Origin of the sequence: Litorivivens lipolytica (assembly GCF_014191715.1) — a bacterium.
GTDB lineage: Bacteria > Pseudomonadota > Gammaproteobacteria > Pseudomonadales > Spongiibacteraceae > Litorivivens > Litorivivens lipolytica.
In genome coordinates, this window is record NZ_JACHWY010000003.1 from 239,736 (window position 1) to 257,673 (window position 17,938).

Below are 17,938 nucleotides of genomic sequence, written 5' to 3' on the forward strand. Positions count from 1 at the left end.
CCCGCACGGCGATTATGACTTGCCAGCCCGACGGCGAGGCCGTAAGTTAGCCCACCGGCTTCCGACCCCCTCAAAAAGGCAGGCGACAGTAACCATGACGATACACCTTGGCGTGGTGATGGACCCCATCGAGCGCATCCACTACAAGAAAGACTCCACCCTGGCCATGCTGTGGGCCGCCAGCCGCCGCAACTGGCAGCTGCACTACTTTACGCCCGATGCCCTCTACGTGGCGGACGGCAAAGCCTACGGATCGTCGCGCCAATTGCAAGTCTTTGAAAACCCGGACCATTACTATGAGCTGGGCGACACGCAGGAAATCCCACTGGGCTCCCTCGACGCCATTCTGATGCGCAAGGACCCACCCTTCGATAACGAGTTTCTCTACAGCACCCACATTCTGGAACTGGCGGAAAAACAAGGCGCCCTGGTGGTCAATCGCCCTCAGAGCCTGCGCGACTGCAATGAAAAACTGTTCGCCGCCCAATTCCCCGAGTGCATCCCACCCCAGGTGGTCACCCGCAGCGCCAAACGGCTGCGTGCCTTTCATGCCGAACACGGCGACGTGATTCTGAAACCGCTGGACGGCATGGGTGGCGCCTCCATCTTCCGGGTGGGTCCAAATGACCCCAACCTCGGTGTCATTATCGAAACCTTGACCCGCCACGGCGAAGAAACGGTGATGGCCCAGCGCTTTCTGCCGGAAATCCGCGACGGTGACAAACGGGTGCTGCTGATCGATGGCGAACCCGTCGACTACTGCCTGGCCCGCATCCCCGCCCAGGGTGAAACCCGCGGCAACCTGGCCGCCGGCGGCACAGGACGAGCCCAGCCACTGAGCGACCGGGATCGTTGGATTGCCGCCCAGGTGGCGCCTGTACTGAAGGAAAAGGGGCTGATTTTTGTCGGCTTGGATATCATTGGCGACTACCTGACCGAAATAAATGTGACCAGCCCCACTTGTATCCGCGAAATCGACAGGGCATATAATACCGGCATAGCCGACCGGCTGATGGATGCCATTGAAGCCAGACTACCGACGCGGGATTAAAACCATAAGATGAGTGCTGTGGCTACAACAGCCCCCAAGCCAAACGACAAACTGGGCTTTTTCTTCTGTCTGGCTGCGGCCCTTCACGCCGCCATTATTCTCGGCGTGGGTTTTACCGAAGAGCTGCGCCAGCGCTCGGCGCCACGCCTGGAAATCACCCTCGCCAAGCACAAGTCCGACCCCAACCCCGACGCCGATTTTCTCGCCCAGCAGGACCAGCAGGGCAGCGGCACGCTGGAAGAAAAAGCGCTGCTCACCACTGACAAGCAGCGCCCGATGCGCGACACCCTGCACTCCAATCCGGAAACCCTGACGCTGGCCAAGCGCAAACTGGCCGCGGACAACCAGAAATTGCTGAGCACCAGCGCCAAAGCCGACCGGCAGACCGCTCAGGCAGACAAGGAAAAGGAACAAGTACCGGAAATTATCGACGGACCGGCCGACAGCACCCGCCTCAGCCGCGAAATTGCCAGCCTGCAGGCCAAGCTGGATCTGCAGCGCCAGGCCTACGCCAAACGGCCGCGCATCCGCACTCTGACCTCGTCATCCACCAAGCGCGCCATTGAGGCCGAATACCTGCACAACTGGCGCACCGAGGTCGAAACCATCGGCAACAACAACTACCCCGAGCAGGCCAAACGACTGGGGCTGGAAGGCTCCCTGCGACTGATGGTGGCACTGCTGCCGGACGGCAGCGTGCGCGAGGTAGAAATCCTGCAAAAATCCGGCCACCCGCTGCTGGATAATGCTGCCCTGCGCATCGTGCGACTCGCCGCCCCCTTTCCGCCCTTTCCCCCCGAACTGAAGCGGGAAGTGGACGTACTGGAAATCATTCGCACCTGGCGCTTTGAGCAGAGCACACTGACCTCGGAAGGCTGACTCCCCCTGTTAGAACCGGGGTGAGAACAAGTGCCTTGCCTTCCCTTGGAACACGCCCATAATTCCGACAATGAGCGACTCACCCGACAGCCTGAAAAACCACCTCCTGCTGGCCACCCCCCAGTTAAATGGCGGCTTCTTCGCAGGCAGCGTGACCTACGTCTGCGAACATGACAGCGACGGCGCCATGGGGCTGGTCATCAACCATCCGATGGATGTACGGGTAGAGGAAATCCTCGCGCAGCTCTCGCTCGCCAATGAAGCACACCCCCACAACGAACCTGTGCTCGCCGGCGGGCCACTGCACACCGAACGCGGTTTTGTCCTTCACGGCTTTGACCGGCGCCGACGCTGGCAGGATTCGGTGGCAGTCAGCGGCGACATCCAACTCACCACCTCCCTCGACATTCTGACCGACATTGCCCATAACAGCGGCCCCAGCCACGCACTGATTGCACTGGGCTATGCCGGCTGGGCGCCGGGACAGCTGGAGTCAGAACTGGAAGAAAATGTCTGGCTCACCGTGCCCGCCGACCTGCACCTGCTGTTTGAAGTTCCCCACCACAAGAAGTTTGATGCCGCCCTAAGCAAGCTGGGCATCGATCTCGGCAAACTGGCCCCCTATACCGGACACGCGTGAAAACACAAACTATCATTGCTTTCGACTACGGCACTCGCTGGATAGGTTGCGCCGCCGGACAGACCCTGACCGGCACCGCGACAGCGCTCCCGGCACTGCGCGCCCGCGACGGCATTCCCGACTGGGAGGAGCTAGGCAAACTGCTGGAAGAATGGAAACCCACCGCCGTGATCGTGGGCCTGCCGCTGAATATGGACGACAGCGAATCAGAACTCAGCGCCCGCGCCCGCAAGTTTGGCAAGCGCATTCACGGCCGTTTCGGTCTTCCTGTGGAACACTGGGATGAACGCCTCAGCTCATTTGAAGCAAAGGGCGAAATTATGGAAAACCGCCACAGCAAGCAGTTCAAGCGTGAAGGGGTCGACAGCCTCAGCGCGCAGCTCATTCTGGAATCCTGGCTGCGCAGCCAGGACTCCTGATTCCGTCGATATCAGCGGCGGCGCATGCCGCCGCCACGATTATTGTCACTGCTATCGTCTTCCATAATCGACAGCTTCTTCGACATCTCGCCGAGTTCTTCCGCATCGGCGCCGCCCATCTTGATCATCAGGCGCAGATCATTGGGCGAGTCGGCGTGGGCCAGCGTATCCTCATAGGTAATCTGACCATCGGTGTAGAGCTCAAACAGGGCCTGATCAAAGGTCTGCATCCCCTGCTCATTGGAGCGTGCCATCAGGCTCTTCAGCTCATGCACCTCACCCTTGCGGATCAGATCCGACGCGAGCGGGGTATTTAGCAGCACCTCCACACAAGCGCGTCGACCTTCACCGTCCGGGGTCGGGATCAACTGCTGGGCAATCATGGCCTTCAGGTTAAGCGACAGATCCATCCACAACTGACCGTGGCGTTCCGCCGGGAAGAAGTGCTGAATCCGGTCCAGCGCCTGGTTGGCGTTGTTGGCGTGCAGGGTGCACAGGCAAAGGTGGCCGGTTTCGGCGAAGGCCAAGGCGTGTTCCATGGTCTCGCGGGTTCGCACCTCGCCGATCAGGATCACGTCTGGCGCCTGACGCAGGGTATTTTTCAGGGCGACTTCAAAGGACTCCGTATCGATCCCGACTTCGCGCTGGGTCACGATACAGCCCTGATGCTTGTGGATAAATTCAATCGGGTCTTCGATCGAAATGATATGACCCTTGGAGTTGCGATTGCGGTGGCCGATCATCGCAGCCAGGGATGTGGACTTACCCGTGCCCGTCGCACCCACAAAAATAATCAGGCCGCGCTTGGTCATGGCCAGATCCTTGATGATCTCCGGCAAGCCCAGATCATCCACTTCGGGAATATTGGTCTCAATGCGCCGTAGCACCATGCCCGCAAAATTGCGCTGCTGAAAGGCGCTGACCCGGAAACGACCCACTCCGCGCGAGCTGATCGCGAAGTTGCACTCGCGCTTCTGCGCAAATTCCTGCCGTTGGGCGTCGTTCATAATACCCAGCACCAGCTCGCGCGACTGATCCGGCGACAGTGACTGGGTCGAAATCGGGGTCATCTTGCCGTTCAATTTGATCGACGGCGGCACACCGGCCGTTATGAACAGGTCCGACGCGCCCTTATCGGACATGATCTTAAGCATCTTATCGATAGCCACAACAAATCCTCAGAGGCTGATCAGAAGTTTTCCGGGAAGCGGGCTTTCGATTTCGCCGCTTCGCGAGTGACAACCTTGCGCTGCACCAGACCTTCCAGACACTGATCCATGGTCTGCATGCCGAGGTCACCGCCGGTCTGAATGGAAGAGTACATTTGCGCCACCTTGTCCTCGCGGATCAGGTTTCGAATCGCCGGCGTACCCAGCATGATCTCGTGAGCCGCGACCCGGCCACCGCCCTGCTTTTTCAGCAGCGTCTGGGAAATAACCGCCTGCAGGGATTCCGACAGCATGGAGCGCACAATAGCTTTCTCTTCGGCGGGGAATACGTCAACTACCCGGTCGATGGTCTTGGCCGCCGAGGTGGTGTGCAAGGTACCGAAAACCAGGTGGCCGGTTTCGGCCGCAGTCAGCGCGAGGCGAATGGTTTCAAGGTCCCGCATCTCACCTACCAGAATGATGTCGGGGTCTTCCCGCAGGGCCGAGCGCAAGGCCTCGTTAAAACCGTGGGTATCCCGGTGAACTTCCCGCTGGTTAACCAGACATTTTTTGGATTCGTGGACAAATTCGATCGGGTCTTCGATGGTCAGGATGTGCTCAAAGCGATTGTCGTTGATGTAATCCATCATCGCCGCCAGTGTGGTCGACTTACCGGAGCCCGTCGGCCCGGTCACCAGCACAATACCGCGCGGGTAATTGGAAATTTTCTTGAACACATCGCCCATACCCAGCTCGTCCATGGTCAAGACCTTGGACGGGATAGTCCGGAATACCGCACCGGCCCCCCGGTTCTGGTTAAAGGCGTTAACCCGGAAACGGGCAACACCGGGCACCTCAAAGGAGAAGTCCGTTTCCAGAAATTCTTCAAAATCGCGGCGCTGCTTATCACTCATGATCTCGTAGATCAGACCATGGACATCCTTGTGCTCCAGCGGCGGCAGATTGATTCGGCGCACATCACCGTCTACCCGGATCATGGGCGGGAGACCCGCCGACAAATGCAGATCCGACGCGTTTTGCTTGGCACTGAAGGCCAGTAATTCTGTAATATCCATGACTTTCCCTACTGCAATGCGCAGGCTTTACTGCCCGACGTTGTTATAGCTAACTGAAAAATCTGTTTATTCTTCTGACGTTGGCACACAGACTTTTCGTAGAATAGAGCCCCATGATCGACGAAGCCTCCATAAAGGGCAATATAGCAGAGCTGTTGGAGCGTATCCGCACCTGCGCCCAAGAAAGCGGACGCAGCCCACACTCTGTCAAACTCATGGCGGTGAGCAAGACGCGCCCCGCCAGCGCCATCCGCGCCGCACTGGCGGGCGGTTTGTCCGATATCGGCGAGAACTACATCCAGGAAGCCCGGGCCAAGCAGGAAGAGCTGAGCAGCGAAGCGATCTGCTGGCATTGCATCGGTCCGATTCAATCCAACAAAAGCCGCACGGTAGCCGAGCACTTCGACTGGGTGCATACGGTCGATCGGCTGAAGCTGGCCAAACGCCTCAGCCAGCAGCGCCCACCCGAGTTGCCGCCGCTCAATATCTGCCTGCAAGTGAATATTGATCGCGAACCGCAAAAGGCGGGGGTCGCACCGGAACAGCTTGCCGAGCTGGCCGAGGCAGTCTCCAGCCTGCCCAACCTGCGCCTGCGCGGCTTAATGGCCATCCCGGCGGCACGCAGCGAGCTGGCAGAGCAGCGGGCGGTATTTGCCGAGGTGCGACAGTGTTTCGAGCAGCTCGCCAAACAGCACACGTATATGGATACCCTGTCGATGGGCATGTCGCGGGACTTCCCCGCCGCCATCGCCGAAGGCGCCACCATCGTGCGTATCGGCACGGAGATTTTCGGAGCTCGCGACTGATGCTCGATATTGTGCTGTATCAACCGGAAATCCCGCCCAATACCGGCAACATTATCCGCCTCTGCGCCAATACCGGCATGCGCCTGCATTTGATCAAACCGCTGGGGTTTGTGCTCGACGATAAACGCCTGCGCCGCGCCGGGCTGGACTATCACGAGTGGGCACAAGTCAAAACCCATGCCTGCTGGGAGGATTATCTGGACAGCGAGCAACCACAGCGGGTGTTCGCCTGTTCAACCAAGGGTAAGCGCCTGCATAGCGAGGCGAACTTTCAGAAGGGAGACTGCCTGGTCTTTGGACCGGAAAGCCGTGGCTTACCCGCCGACTTTTTAGGCGCCTTGGACAAAGAGTGCATCCTGCGATTGCCGATGCGCACTGACAGCCGCAGCCTGAATCTATCGAATGCGGTCAGTATTTTTATTTACGAAGCGTGGCGCCAGCTGGGCTTTGAGGGTGGCACTTAGATAGCTAACTCTTACGTCATTGCGAGGAGCGTAGCGAGGAAGCAATCTCCCGAATCATGCTGCGAGCATCAGGAGGTTGCTTCGCCGCTTTGCGGCTCGCAATGACGGGGGGCTTAGTGCTTGGCTTCAGAAGCTGCCGGCGCAGCGGCTTGCGCCTGAGCCTGTTTCTGGGCCTCGCGAAACAGGGCTTCAAAATTCACTGGCTGCAGACCGACCGCCGGGAAGCCACCCTTCAGTGCCAGCGAGTCAACGGCTTCGCGAGCGTAGGGGAACAGCAGGTTCGGGCAAGCAATACCCAGCACCTGCTTCAGGGTGTCACCTTCAATGCCTTCGATAGCAAACAGACCGGCCTGCTGCACTTCGATCAGCAGCACCTTCTCATCATCCAGCTCAGCGGTCAGAGTGACAGTCAGAATAACCTCGTGGCTTTTCTCCGCAATGTGCTGACTGCGGGTATTCAGATCCACCTTGAACTTGGGCTTCCAGGCCTTGGTAAAAATCATTGGGCTGGCTGGAGACTCCAGCGAGCAGTCTTTCAGGTAAATGCGTTGCAGGGCAAAGGTCTGTGGTACGTCAGCCATGAAAAATCCTGTTATTAGTGCGTTAAAAATTTATTGTGCGAGCAGTGCGTTTAACTCGCCGCGCCGTTCCAGCGCCACCAGTTCATCGCAACCACCCACATAGGTTTCGCCAATCCAGATCTGGGGCACAGTGGTGCTGCCGCCACTCATCTCCACCAACTTGGCGCGCATGGCGCGATCGCCGTCGACGGGAATTTCCTCAAAGTCCGCGCCCTTTTGCTGCAGCAACTGTTTGGCATGAATGCAGTAGGGGCAAAAGCGGGTAGTGTAAATACGCGCACGACTCATGTTGGTTTCAGCCTTTAACAACCGGCAGCTGCTGAGCCTGCCATTCCATCATCCCGCCACTCATGCGGCGCACCCCGGTAAAGCCATCGGCCGCCAGCTTTTTGCCAATGGCACTGGAGTGCTGACCGAGGCGACAAACCAGAATCAGCGGCTTGTCTTTATGCTTCTCCAGCTCGGTCTTGCGTTTGTCGAAGCTGTTATAGGGAATATTAACGGCATTCACGATGTGACCCGCTTTGAAGTCCTTGGCCTCGCGCAGATCCACCACCAACGCATCTTCCTGATTGATCAGATTGACCGCCGCCTGCGGACTGAGCGCAGCCCCCGCACGCTTGGAATCGTGAAATACCAGCATCATCACGCATACCAGTAGCGCGCCAACCAGCATCCACTGCTGGCCAAGGAACAGAATGAAAGACTCCATGCCCGATACAACCCTCAAATTCGGCAAAGCGGCGATTATACACGAGCCGCACCGGTGTGACCCAGCCGCGTGGCGACGGCCTGCCGGAGCCGCTACAATAGGCGCCCCTACGAGCAACCACAGCGACGAAACCGACGTACATGACTGCGAAAAAACCCATGGTACTGGTCATCCTCGATGGCTGGGGCCACCGCGAAGCGCCGCAAGACAATGCCATTTATCACGCCAACACCCCGACCTGGGATCGACTGTGGGCGGAACGCCCGCACAACTTGATTTCGGGCTCGGGTCTGGATGTCGGCCTGCCAGACGGCCAGATGGGCAACTCCGAAGTCGGCCATATGAGCCTCGGTGCCGGCCGCATCATGTACCAGAACATCACCAAGATCGACAAAGCCATCGAAGACGGCGACTTCTTCCGCAACGCGGTGTATGTGGAAGCGGTTGAGCGTGCGGTGAAGCACGACAAGGCCGTACATATCTTCGGCCTGCTGTCGCCGGGGGGGGTTCACAGTCATGAGAATCATATTCTGGCCGCCGCTGAACTGGCGGTCGCCCAAGGCGCCACCAAGGTCTATGTACACGCCTTCCTCGACGGCCGCGATACGCCGCCGCGCAGCGCCGAAGCCTCGCTCAAGCGGGTGGACGAAAAGTTTGCGGAACTTGGCCAAGGCCGCATTGCCAGTCTGGTTGGTCGTTATTACGCCATGGATCGCGATAACCGCTGGGACCGCGTACAGGCAGCCTACGACATGCTGACGCTGGGCGAAGCCCCCTATCAGTCCACCTCATCAATCGAAGGCCTGAAAGCGGCCTATGACCGCGATGAAGACGATGAATTCGTCAAACCCACCCTGATTATTCCCGAGGGTGAGAGCGCGGTGAAAATCGAAGACGGCGACTGCATCCTCTTCATGAACTTCCGCGCCGACCGCGCCCGGGAAATCACCCGCGCCTTTACCGATGCCGAGTTCGACGGTTTTGCACGCAAGGCCACCCCGAAGCTGGCTGACTTTGTCGCCACTACCGAATACGCCTCCAGCCTGGAAACCAGCATTGCCTTCCCCAACGAAGATCTGCACAACACCTTTGGTGAACTGCTGGCGGCGCAGGGCAAAACCCAGTTGCGCATTGCAGAAACCGAAAAGTACGCCCACGTAACCTTTTTCTTCAGTGGCGGTCGCGAAGAATTATACGAGGGTGAAGAGCGGATTCTGGTACCTTCGCCGGATGTCCCCACCTACGATCTGAAGCCAGAGATGAGTGCGCCGGAAGTCACCGACAAACTGGTCGAGGCCATCAAGAGCGGCAAATACGATGCCATCATCGTCAACTACGCCAATGGCGATATGGTTGGCCATACGGGCGTGTTTGAGGCAGCGGTCAAGGCGGCCGAGGCCATCGACGAAAGCCTGCGCCGGGTTACTGACGCCGTGATGGAAGTGGGCGGAGACTGCCTGATCACCGCCGATCACGGCAACTGCGAGCAGATGCTCGACTACGACGCCGAGCAGCCACACACCCAACACACCACGGAATTGGTGCCCTTTATCTATGTCGGCCCCCGTCAACTGACTCTGAAGCCGGGCCGCTTGCCGGACGTTGCGCCTACCATGCTGGCGCTGATGGGCCTGGATCAGCCTCCGGAGATGACCGGCCAATCGCTCGTTGAAGTAGCCTGAAACGGTGCTGGCGCGGCGCCTTGTTCTGATACTGCTGATTGCCTTTGGCGGGCAATCGGCAACGCTGGCCGACGCCGACAAGCGAGAACAGCTTAAAAACCTGAAAAGCCGCATTGCCAGCGTCCAGCGCGAACTGAACAGTCAGCGCGAAAAACGCAGCAGCGAACAGAAAGCCCTGCGCACGATTGAAACGCGACTCGGTGAGCTGCAACGACAACTGCGCAACACCCAGAACGATCTGGACAGGCAGCAGCGCAAGCTCGATGAGCTCGCCACTCGCAAGCGCAGCCTCAACCGCCAGCGCGAGCAGCAGGAAAAACTGATCGAGCAGCAAATTCTCGCGGCATACCAGCTCGGTCAGGAAAAGAAACTGAAAATGCTGCTGAATCAGGAGTCACCCGATACCCTCAGTCGCGCACTGGTTTACTACGACTATTTCAATCGCGCCCGCGCCGAAGAGATTGAGTCCTACCGCAGCACCATCGAAGAAATCAGCGCGATTGAACCGGCCATCCAGAAAGAAACCGAAGCACTCGAAGCCAGCAAAGAGCAATTGTCAGCTCAGCGCAATGAGCTGGCGGCAAAGCAGCGCGAACGCGCCGCTACCCTCGCCGCCCTTGACGCCCAGATCAGCACCCGCGACCAGAAACTCAACGCCATGCGCGCTGAGCAGGACGATCTGTTGAAACTGCTGCAAGCCATCGAGGAAGAAGTCGCCAATATCAGCCTGCCCGACTCTTACAGTCCCTTTCACACCCGCAAAGGCAAAATGGCCTGGCCAGCCAGCGGCAAACAGCTCCATCGCTTCGGCAGCCGCCGCGACGGTTCCAGCCTGAACTGGAACGGTGTTGTTATCGGCTCCACCAAAGGCAGCCCGGTGCGCGCCATCCACCACGGTCGGGTAGTCTTTTCCGACTGGCTGCGCGGCGCCGGCCTGCTGATCATTGTCGATCACGGTGGTGGCTATATGAGCCTTTACGGTCACAATGAGTCCCTGCTGTTCGATACTGGCGACTGGGTGAAGGCCGGGGAAACGATTGCTACCGTTGGCAACAGCGGCGGCCGTAGCGAGGCTTCGCTGTATTTTGAAATCCGCAAAAACGGGCGGCCCACCAACCCCTCACAGTGGTGTCGCGGCTGACAACCTTTCGTCTTTTCACTGTAGAGCCTTGCAAGCAGGTACACTTACCCCAGTAAAATGGTTTGGAAATGCCTGAAACACTGCATGCAAGCGGAGTGATACCCACGCAATGAAGCGACTATTTTCGACCCTAGCCCTGGCGGGCTGCCTCAGCCTGAATGCCGGCGCCCAAGAAGCGCCAACCGAGACCGAACTGCCGCTGGAAGATCTACGACTGTTTGCGGACGTGTTTAATCAGGTGCGCAGTGCCTATGTGGACGAAGTCGACGACCGCGAGCTGCTGGAAGACGCCATCCGCGGCCTGCTCAACGGCCTCGACCCGCACTCGGCCTTTCTCGACGCCAGCTCCTACGACCACCTGCAAACCAATACCACCGGCGAATTCGGCGGCCTGGGCCTAGAAGTGGGCATGGAAAACGGCTTCGTCAAAGTTATTTCGCCCATCGATGACAGCCCCGCCCAAAGGGCCGACATTCGCGCCGGCGACCTGATCATCGAACTGGATGACAAGCCAGTCAAAGGCATGAGCCTGCAGGAAGCAGTGGACGCCATGCGCGGCCGCAAGGGTACAAAAATCGTGCTGACGGTAGTGCGCGAAGGTGTCAACGCGCCCTTTGATATCACGCTGACCCGCGACATTATTACCGTCGCCAGCGTGCGCTCCAAAACTCTGGAACCGGGTTTCGGTTATATCCGTATCGCCCAGTTCCAGACCAAAACCGCCAACGACTTCCGCCGCGAACTGGATAAACTCAAGCGCAGTAATCAGCCGCTGAAAGGACTGGTGCTCGACCTGCGCAACAACCCCGGCGGACTGCTGCAATCATCCATCGAGCTGGCCGATATCTTTCTGAACGAAGGCACGATTGTCTACACTGAGGGCCGCATTCCCAGCTCCAAAACCATTTTCGAAGCCAGTGCCACGGAGCCCGCCGACGACACACCGCTGGTGGTGTTGATTAATGGCGGCTCAGCTTCGGCGTCAGAAATTGTGGCCGGCGCCCTGCAGGATCACAAACGCGCGTTGATTGCGGGCACCCAGAGCTTTGGCAAGGGCTCGGTGCAAACCGTATTGCCACTCAGTCGCGACCGCGCGATCAAGATCACCACGGCGCGCTACTACACACCCAATGGCCGCTCCATTCAGGCGCAGGGCATCAGCCCGGATATCGTACTGGAACGTGCGCGGGTGCAAACGCTGGGGCAAGGCGATGAAGTCACCGAGGCCGACTTGCACGGCCACTTGACCCGCGCAGATGGCAATGAAAGTTCAAGCAGCACACGACGGAAAGTTGAAGGCGGCAACTCACTAGCCGAAGACGACAATCAGCTATTTGAAGCGCTGAACCTGCTGAAAGGGATTTATCTGATGGGCGAGCGCGTCAGACCGAAAGGCTAAGCGCGACTGTGGTCTTGGGTTGCCCCTTGGGAGCAACCCGCAAACGAGCTTATTGGGCGTATCCGCGGGGATTCCCGCTCTGCCAGCGCCAGGTATCTTCCATCATCTTGTCGAGCGGTGTGTCCGCTGACCAGCCGAGCTCGCGCTTGGCCTTATCGGCATCGGCCCACACCGCTGCCAGATCACCTTCCCGACGCGGCGCGATCCGATGCGCTACCGGCTGACCGGTTACCCGCTGGAAGGCCTCAACCATTTCCTTCACCGAATATCCACGGCCGGTACCGAGATTGAATACATGGTAACCCGGCTTGGACAAGGCTTTGAGCGCCTTAACGTGTCCGTCAGCCAGATCCGCCACATGCAGATAATCGCGAATACAGGTGCCGTCGGGCGTATCGTAGTCATCACCAAAAATCGCCAACTCCGGCAGCTGCCCCACGGCGACCTTGCTGATAAAGGGCATCAGATTGTTGGGTATACCCTGCGGATCCTCGCCAATCAGGCCCGACTCGTGGGCCCCGATGGGATTGAAGTAGCGCAGGGCTGCCACAGACCAGTCACTGTCGGCGGCGCACAGATCATCAAGTATGCGCTCGATCATGGCCTTGGAGGCGCCATAGGGATTGGTGGCGCGGCCCAAGGTCATATCTTCGCGGTAGGGCACCTCCGCCTCTGAGCCGTATACCGTGGCCGAGGAACTGAAGATCAGATTTTTCACACCCACCGTTTGCATGGCTTCGCACAACACCAGGGTGCCGTTAACGTTGTTGTCGTAGTATTTCAGCGGCAGCTCAATGCTCTCGCCCACCGCCTTGAGCCCGGCAAAGTGAATCACCGCCTCCGCCTTGGAATGCTTCAACGCGCGTTCCAGCAGCGCCCGGTCACGGATATCGCCCTCGATAAAATCCGGCGACTGACCGCTGATGGCCGCAATGCGCTCCAACACCACCCGATGACTGTTACTGAGGTTATCGACAATCGTCACCTCACAACCGGTCTTGAGCAGCTCCACCACCGTGTGACTGCCGATATAACCGCTACCACCGGTTACCAGAATGCGCTTCATGCCTGCTGCCACTGTTAAAAATCCCTGAATTTGAAAAAGAAGGCTATTGTTCAGCAATCGCCACGGGCAGGCAACCGCCGGGCTTTTCGGTATAATGCCGGCCTTTTACTTTCAGCGGCGCGTTCTTGCGGGAACGCCCCCACAATCAGGCTCAGTACCATGCGTGTTTTCTGCCTCTTTTTTGCCCTGATACTGCTTGCAGGCTGCGGCCAGAAAGGCCCGCTGCGTCTGCCCGATGACAATTCCAATGGGAACGCCGCCGGCAATACACAGGAACAGGCCCAATGAGCGCTGAATTTACTTACCAGAACGGCGAGCTGTTCGCCGAAAATGTGGCCCTGAGCGACATCGCCGGCACCTTCGGCAGCCCCACGTATGTCTATTCCCGCCGCCATATCGAAACCGCCTACCGCAATTACACCGACGCCCTGGCAGGTATGGATCATCAGGTCTGCTATGCGGTCAAAGCCAACTCCAATATCGGTGTGCTGAACGTACTGGCGCGCCTCGGCGCCGGCTTTGATATCGTCTCTGCCGGTGAATTGGCGCGTGTACTGGCTGCCGGTGGCGATGCCAAAAGAGTCGTATTTTCCGGCGTCGGCAAAACCGAAGACGAAATGGCCGAGGCCCTCAAGGCCGGGATTGGCTGCTTCAATGTGGAATCCTCATCGGAATTGGAACGCCTGAATCGCGTCGCCGGCAGCCTGAAACTGCTGGCGCCGGTCTCCATCCGCGTCAATCCGGATGTCGACGCCCAGACCCACCCCTATATTTCCACCGGTTTGCGCGACAATAAATTCGGCATTGATATCAAGGAAGCGCCACAGGTCTATGCCCGTGCCCGCGATCTTGAACACATCAATGTGATCGGCGTGGATTGCCATATCGGCTCCCAGCTCACCGACGTCAGCCCCTTCCTCGACGCCCTCGACCGGGTACTACTGCTGATTGATGAACTGGCCGGACTCGGCATCAGCATCAGCCACCTGGATCTGGGCGGTGGTCTTGGTGTGAAATACCGTGATGAGACGCCACCCACCCCGGCCGCGTACATCGGCGCCATCCGCGAACGCCTCGGCGAGCGCAAGGTAAAGCTCCTGTTTGAACCGGGCCGCTCACTGGTCGCTAACGCCGGCGTGTTGCTGACCAAGGTCGAATACCTCAAGCATAACGAGCACAAGAACTTCGCGATTATCGACGCCGCCATGAACGACATGCTGCGTCCCGCGCTCTACAGCGCGTGGATGGATCTTCTGCCGGTCAGGCCGCGCGAGGGCGGCGCCAATGCTTATGATGTGGTGGGACCAGTGTGCGAAACCGGCGACTTTCTGGCGAAAGACCGGGAGTTGGTGATTGAAGAAGGGGATCTGCTGGCACTGGCTTCCGCCGGCGCCTATGGATTTACCATGAGTTCCAATTACAATAGCCGAGGACGCGCCGCAGAGGTCATGGTCGATGGCGACCAGGTTCACCTGATCCGGGCGCGGGAATCACTCGCCGACCTGATGCTGGGCGAACAGCTGCTCCCCTGATCCCTCGTCGCTCAGACAGGGGTCAACTTGGAGTCCAGCGCCGGCATCAATCACACAGCGCGCCAACGGCGAGGCGCACAGGTGCCGGATTATGCTGCTCAAATTTACCAAGATGCACGGGCTGGGCAATGACTTCGTCGTCGTTGACCTGATCACCCAGCGTTTCAACCTCAAACCCCATCATGTGCGCAAAATTGCCGACCGCAATTTCGGCGTCGGCTGCGACCAGTTGCTGGTTGTAGAGGCTCCCAGCCGGCCGGATGTGGATTTTCGCTATCGCATATTCAATGCCGAGGGCAGCGAAGTGGAGCAATGCGGCAACGGCGCACGCTGCTTCGCCCGCTTTGTACGCGACAAGAAACTGACCGGCAACAACCCCATCCGGGTCGAGACCGCCGGCGGCATCATCAGCCTCGAAATCGACGAACAGAAGCGGGTGCGCGTGGACATGGGCGCCCCCATTCTCGAGCCCGACGCGATTCCCTTTATTGCCGACGCCCGCGCCACGACCTATACCCTCGAAGCCGATGGCAGAGACTACACCGTCAGCGCCATCTCCATGGGCAACCCCCACGTAGTGCTGCAAGTGGACGATACCCGCTACGCACCGGTGGCCACGCTGGGGCCCATTCTGGAAGCTCATGGCCGGTTTCCCAAGCGCGTGAATGTCGGCTTTATGCAGGTGCTCGACCGCCAGCGCTTCCGGCTACGAGTGTTTGAGCGCGGCGTGGGCGAAACCCTGGCCTGCGGCAGCGGCGCCTGCGCCGCTATGGTAGCCGGCGTGCAGCGCGGCCTGCTCGACAGCAATGCCACCGCCGAACTCAATGGCGGCGAACTGATCCTGAGCTGGCAGGGGGAAGGCCATCCCGTTATCATGACCGGGCCAGCCACCACCGTCTTTGAAGGCCAGGTGCGCATATAAATCCAATAGACCGGGTGACAGGTAATCTCGACGTGGATACATCGACCGATAAAAAGAAAGACAACCTGACTGAAGAAGATGTCGCGCGCTACCTGCGCAATCACCCCGGCTTTTTTCTCAAGCATGAAGATCTATTGGCAGATCTGAAGCTGTCCCAGGACAGGGGCAAGGCCGTGTCGCTGACAGAACGTCAGGCGAGCATTCTGCGCGAACGCAATATGGAAATGCGCACCCGCCTCAGCAGCCTGCTGGAAAACGCCCAGCGCAACGACGTGCTATTCGAAAAAACCAAGGCTCTCATTTTGGCGCTGGTCGATGCCCGCCGCGCCGATGAACTGTCCAATGCCTTCTGCCAGCACCTCACCGAAAATTTCCAGATCGATGCCGCCAGCGTCATCGTCTTTGGCAACCCCGTAGTAAGTAACTCGCGCCTGCGCGTTACCACCGAATCCGAAGCCAGCGCCCATATCGGTAGCATCCTGAAAAACAACAAAGCCATCTGCGGCAACCTCCGCGAATCAGAAATTCAATTTCTGTTCGGCGAGCGCAATGTCGACAAGGTTGGCTCCGCGGCCGTGGTTCCCCTGCACCGTGACCGACCACTGGGCGTAATCGCCATCGGCAGTCGCGACCCACAGCACTTCCAGAGCAGCATGGACACATTGTTCCTCGGCTATATCGCCGAAGTCATCAACCGCTGCCTGCCGCGGCTGCTGAAAGCGTGATATGCACCTTGCCGCGAGCGTCAGTGAGTTTCTCGACTACCTGCAATCCGCTCGCCGCCTGAGCCCGCACACCGTGAGCGGCTACCGCCGCGACCTCACCCAGTTTCTCGACTTCTGCGAACAGCAGCACTTTCGCCGCCCGAACGACATTGATATGGCGGCGGTGCGCCACTTTGTCAGCCAGCGCCGCGCCGGTGGTACCGGTGGCCGCAGCTTGCAGCGCCAGCTCTCAGCCCTGCGCACCTGGTTCAATTACCTGGTAAAAACCGGTGTCTGCGAAAACAATCCCGCCACCGGCATCCAGGCCCCCAAAGCGCCCAAGCGCCTGCCCAAGGCCCTGAGCCCCGAAGATATGGAGCAGATGCTGGCCAGCCCGGACGACGACTGGCACAGCCAACGCGATCAAGCCATAGCCGAACTGTTTTATTCCTCTGGCCTGCGTTTGTCGGAATTGGTCTCGCTGAACAGCGACGATATTCAGTTTCAAAGCGCGTTGGTCACGGTCACCGGCAAGGGAAGCAAGACCCGCACCGTGCCCATTGGACGCCTCGCGCTGCAGGCACTAAAGCAGTGGCTCAAGGTTCGGCCGCTGCACTGCAAAGACCGCAGCGAACCGGCCCTATTTATCAGTCAGCGCGGTCAGCGCCTCAGCACCCGCAGCATCCAGCTCCGCTTGAAAAACATGGCGCAGAAGCAAGGTATTTATCAGCCGGTGCACCCGCATATGCTGCGACACTCCTTTGCCAGCCACCTGCTCGAATCCAGCAGTGACCTTCGCGCCGTACAAGAACTTTTGGGACACGCCAACCTGTCGACAACCCAGGTGTACACCCATCTCGACTTTCAACACCTGTCCAAGGTATACGACAAGGCTCACCCGCGAGCAGCACGACGCAAGAAAGAGCCTTCAGCGGAATAGGTGGAGAGCCCTCAGCGGATTAGGTAAAGCGCTTTCAGCGAATTAGAAAGCTAACCAGAAAGAGTTCATATGAGTATTAAACTGATCACCCTCGACCTGGACGACACCCTTTGGCCGGTGGACGATGTGATCACCCGCGCAGAGGCGATCTATTACGATTTTCTCTGCAAGCAGGCCCCGGAGCTTTTCACAAAGCTCGACAAGGAAGACCTGCGCAATTACCGATTACAACACCTGAAGAAGCACCCGGAACTGCAGCACGACATCAGCCGTTGGCGACTCGACAGCCTTAGCTGTCAGCTACAGGAAGCCGGGCTCAATGCCGTACAGGCACAACAGTTATCCGAGCAAAGCTTTGAGGTCTTTCTGGAAGCACGGCAGGACGTTGCACTATTCCCCCACGCCGAACAGGTACTGGCTGAGTTATCGGGAAAATATCGACTGATCGCGGTAACCAATGGCAACGCGGATGTGAATCGCATGCCTATCGGACCTTATTTTTTCGGGGCGTTTCGGGCGGAGGATCTAAAAATCAGCAAACCCGCCCCGGAACTGTTTGAGGCGGCACTGGAGGCGGCGGGAGTAACGGCGGCACAGACACTGCATATCGGCGACGACCCCTACTACGATATCGAACCGGCAATGGCTTTGGGGATGCACACCCTGCAGGCCTGCATCACCGACAAACACCCGGCAACCGGGCCTGCCTTTTCAGACTGGCGACAGGTGCCGCGACAGATCCAGCAACTGGATCAGACCGAACGCTGAAAAATGCG

General features: G+C 58.8%; 21 protein-coding genes. 15 read left to right on the plus strand and 6 right to left on the minus strand.

What is annotated here, in order from left to right:
- Positions 1 to 94 precede the first annotated feature (94 nt).
- The 4 genes from gshB (at position 95) to ruvX (ending at position 2,989) form a co-directional block, all read left to right on the plus strand.
- Positions 95 to 1,051, plus strand: a complete 957-nt coding sequence (gene gshB / locus FHR99_RS13295) for a glutathione synthase (RefSeq protein ID WP_183411193.1) — start codon at positions 95 to 97, stop codon at positions 1,049 to 1,051.
- Between the two features lie 18 nt (positions 1,052 to 1,069).
- Positions 1,070 to 1,930, plus strand: coding sequence for an energy transducer TonB (locus FHR99_RS13300; RefSeq protein WP_343067585.1), 861 nt, complete (start codon positions 1,070 to 1,072; stop codon positions 1,928 to 1,930).
- Positions 1,931 to 2,000: 70 nt separating this feature from the next.
- Positions 2,001 to 2,570 carry a YqgE/AlgH family protein gene (locus FHR99_RS13305; RefSeq protein ID WP_183411195.1) on the plus strand — a complete coding sequence of 190 codons (570 nt, stop codon included), beginning with the start codon at positions 2,001 to 2,003 and terminating at the stop codon, positions 2,568 to 2,570.
- Positions 2,567 to 2,989, plus strand: coding sequence for a Holliday junction resolvase RuvX (gene ruvX, locus FHR99_RS13310; protein WP_183411196.1), 423 nt, complete (start codon positions 2,567 to 2,569; stop codon positions 2,987 to 2,989). The genes FHR99_RS13305 and ruvX overlap by 4 nt, the downstream gene beginning before the upstream one ends.
- Before the next feature lie 11 nt (positions 2,990 to 3,000).
- Here the strand turns inward: ruvX and FHR99_RS13315 are convergent, their stop codons facing one another.
- A complete protein-coding gene (locus FHR99_RS13315; RefSeq protein WP_183411637.1) occupies positions 3,001 to 4,143 on the minus strand; it encodes a PilT/PilU family type 4a pilus ATPase in 1,143 nt (380 codons plus the stop codon).
- Positions 4,144 to 4,178: 35 nt separating this feature from the next.
- On the minus strand, positions 4,179 to 5,213 hold the full coding sequence (locus FHR99_RS13320; RefSeq protein WP_183411197.1) for a type IV pilus twitching motility protein PilT: 1,035 nt from the start codon (positions 5,211 to 5,213) through the stop codon (positions 4,179 to 4,181).
- A gap of 113 nt (positions 5,214 to 5,326) precedes the next feature.
- Here FHR99_RS13320 and FHR99_RS13325 point away from each other — a divergent pair, with 113 nt between their 5' ends.
- A complete protein-coding gene (locus FHR99_RS13325) occupies positions 5,327 to 6,019 on the plus strand; it encodes a YggS family pyridoxal phosphate-dependent enzyme (RefSeq protein WP_183411198.1) in 693 nt (230 codons plus the stop codon).
- Entirely contained in the window at positions 6,019 to 6,483 is a 465-nt protein-coding gene (gene trmL / locus FHR99_RS13330) for a tRNA (uridine(34)/cytosine(34)/5-carboxymethylaminomethyluridine(34)-2'-O)-methyltransferase TrmL (protein WP_183411199.1), read from the plus strand. The genes FHR99_RS13325 and trmL overlap by 1 nt, the downstream gene beginning before the upstream one ends.
- 113 nt (positions 6,484 to 6,596) lie before the next feature.
- On the opposite strand, the gene secB is transcribed toward trmL, so the two are convergent.
- Genes secB through FHR99_RS13345 form a run of 3 tightly spaced genes read right to left on the minus strand, consistent with a single transcriptional unit; the run spans position 6,597 to position 7,776 of the window.
- Positions 6,597 to 7,064, minus strand: a complete 468-nt coding sequence (secB, locus tag FHR99_RS13335; protein WP_183411200.1) for a protein-export chaperone SecB — start codon at positions 7,062 to 7,064, stop codon at positions 6,597 to 6,599.
- Between the two features lie 30 nt (positions 7,065 to 7,094).
- Entirely contained in the window at positions 7,095 to 7,352 is a 258-nt protein-coding gene (gene grxC / locus FHR99_RS13340; RefSeq protein ID WP_183411201.1) for a glutaredoxin 3, read from the minus strand.
- Positions 7,353 to 7,359: 7 nt separating this feature from the next.
- Positions 7,360 to 7,776: a rhodanese-like domain-containing protein gene (locus FHR99_RS13345; RefSeq protein ID WP_183411202.1), complete on the minus strand. Its 417-nt coding sequence runs from the start codon at positions 7,774 to 7,776 to the stop codon at positions 7,360 to 7,362.
- 140 nt (positions 7,777 to 7,916) lie between these two features.
- On the opposite strand from FHR99_RS13345, the gene gpmI reads away from it, so the two are divergent.
- The 3 genes from gpmI to FHR99_RS13360 all read left to right on the plus strand — a co-directional run bounded on the left by gpmI (position 7,917) and on the right by FHR99_RS13360 (position 11,998).
- On the plus strand, positions 7,917 to 9,458 hold the full coding sequence (gene gpmI / locus FHR99_RS13350) for a 2,3-bisphosphoglycerate-independent phosphoglycerate mutase (RefSeq protein ID WP_183411203.1): 1,542 nt from the start codon (positions 7,917 to 7,919) through the stop codon (positions 9,456 to 9,458).
- A gap of 4 nt (positions 9,459 to 9,462) precedes the next feature.
- The gene (locus FHR99_RS13355; protein WP_183411204.1) at positions 9,463 to 10,599 is read left to right on the plus strand and encodes a peptidoglycan DD-metalloendopeptidase family protein; all 1,137 of its coding nucleotides are present in this window, start codon (positions 9,463 to 9,465) and stop codon (positions 10,597 to 10,599) included.
- A gap of 109 nt (positions 10,600 to 10,708) precedes the next feature.
- Entirely contained in the window at positions 10,709 to 11,998 is a 1,290-nt protein-coding gene (locus tag FHR99_RS13360; protein ID WP_183411205.1) for a S41 family peptidase, read from the plus strand.
- Between the two features lie 49 nt (positions 11,999 to 12,047).
- Here the strand turns inward: FHR99_RS13360 and galE are convergent, their stop codons facing one another.
- Positions 12,048 to 13,064 carry a UDP-glucose 4-epimerase GalE gene (gene galE / locus FHR99_RS13365; protein ID WP_183411206.1) on the minus strand — a complete coding sequence of 339 codons (1,017 nt, stop codon included), beginning with the start codon at positions 13,062 to 13,064 and terminating at the stop codon, positions 12,048 to 12,050.
- A 159-nt stretch (positions 13,065 to 13,223) separates the two neighbouring features.
- On the opposite strand from galE, the gene lptM reads away from it, so the two are divergent.
- The 6 genes from lptM (at position 13,224) to FHR99_RS13395 (ending at position 17,930) form a co-directional block, all read left to right on the plus strand.
- On the plus strand, positions 13,224 to 13,352 hold the full coding sequence (gene lptM, locus FHR99_RS13370; RefSeq protein WP_183411207.1) for an LPS translocon maturation chaperone LptM: 129 nt from the start codon (positions 13,224 to 13,226) through the stop codon (positions 13,350 to 13,352).
- The gene (gene lysA, locus FHR99_RS13375) at positions 13,349 to 14,596 is read left to right on the plus strand and encodes a diaminopimelate decarboxylase (protein ID WP_183411208.1); all 1,248 of its coding nucleotides are present in this window, start codon (positions 13,349 to 13,351) and stop codon (positions 14,594 to 14,596) included. Before lptM ends, lysA begins: the two co-directional genes overlap by 4 nt.
- Before the next feature lie 91 nt (positions 14,597 to 14,687).
- On the plus strand, positions 14,688 to 15,518 hold the full coding sequence (gene dapF / locus FHR99_RS13380; RefSeq protein ID WP_183411209.1) for a diaminopimelate epimerase: 831 nt from the start codon (positions 14,688 to 14,690) through the stop codon (positions 15,516 to 15,518).
- Positions 15,519 to 15,550: 32 nt separating this feature from the next.
- The gene (locus FHR99_RS13385) at positions 15,551 to 16,243 is read left to right on the plus strand and encodes a DUF484 family protein (protein WP_183411210.1); all 693 of its coding nucleotides are present in this window, start codon (positions 15,551 to 15,553) and stop codon (positions 16,241 to 16,243) included.
- A gap of 1 nt (position 16,244) precedes the next feature.
- Positions 16,245 to 17,162, plus strand: a complete 918-nt coding sequence (gene xerC / locus FHR99_RS13390) for a tyrosine recombinase XerC (RefSeq protein WP_183411211.1) — start codon at positions 16,245 to 16,247, stop codon at positions 17,160 to 17,162.
- Positions 17,163 to 17,231: 69 nt separating this feature from the next.
- Positions 17,232 to 17,930, plus strand: a complete 699-nt coding sequence (locus tag FHR99_RS13395) for an HAD family hydrolase (protein ID WP_183411212.1) — start codon at positions 17,232 to 17,234, stop codon at positions 17,928 to 17,930.
- Positions 17,931 to 17,938: the final 8 nt, after the last annotated feature.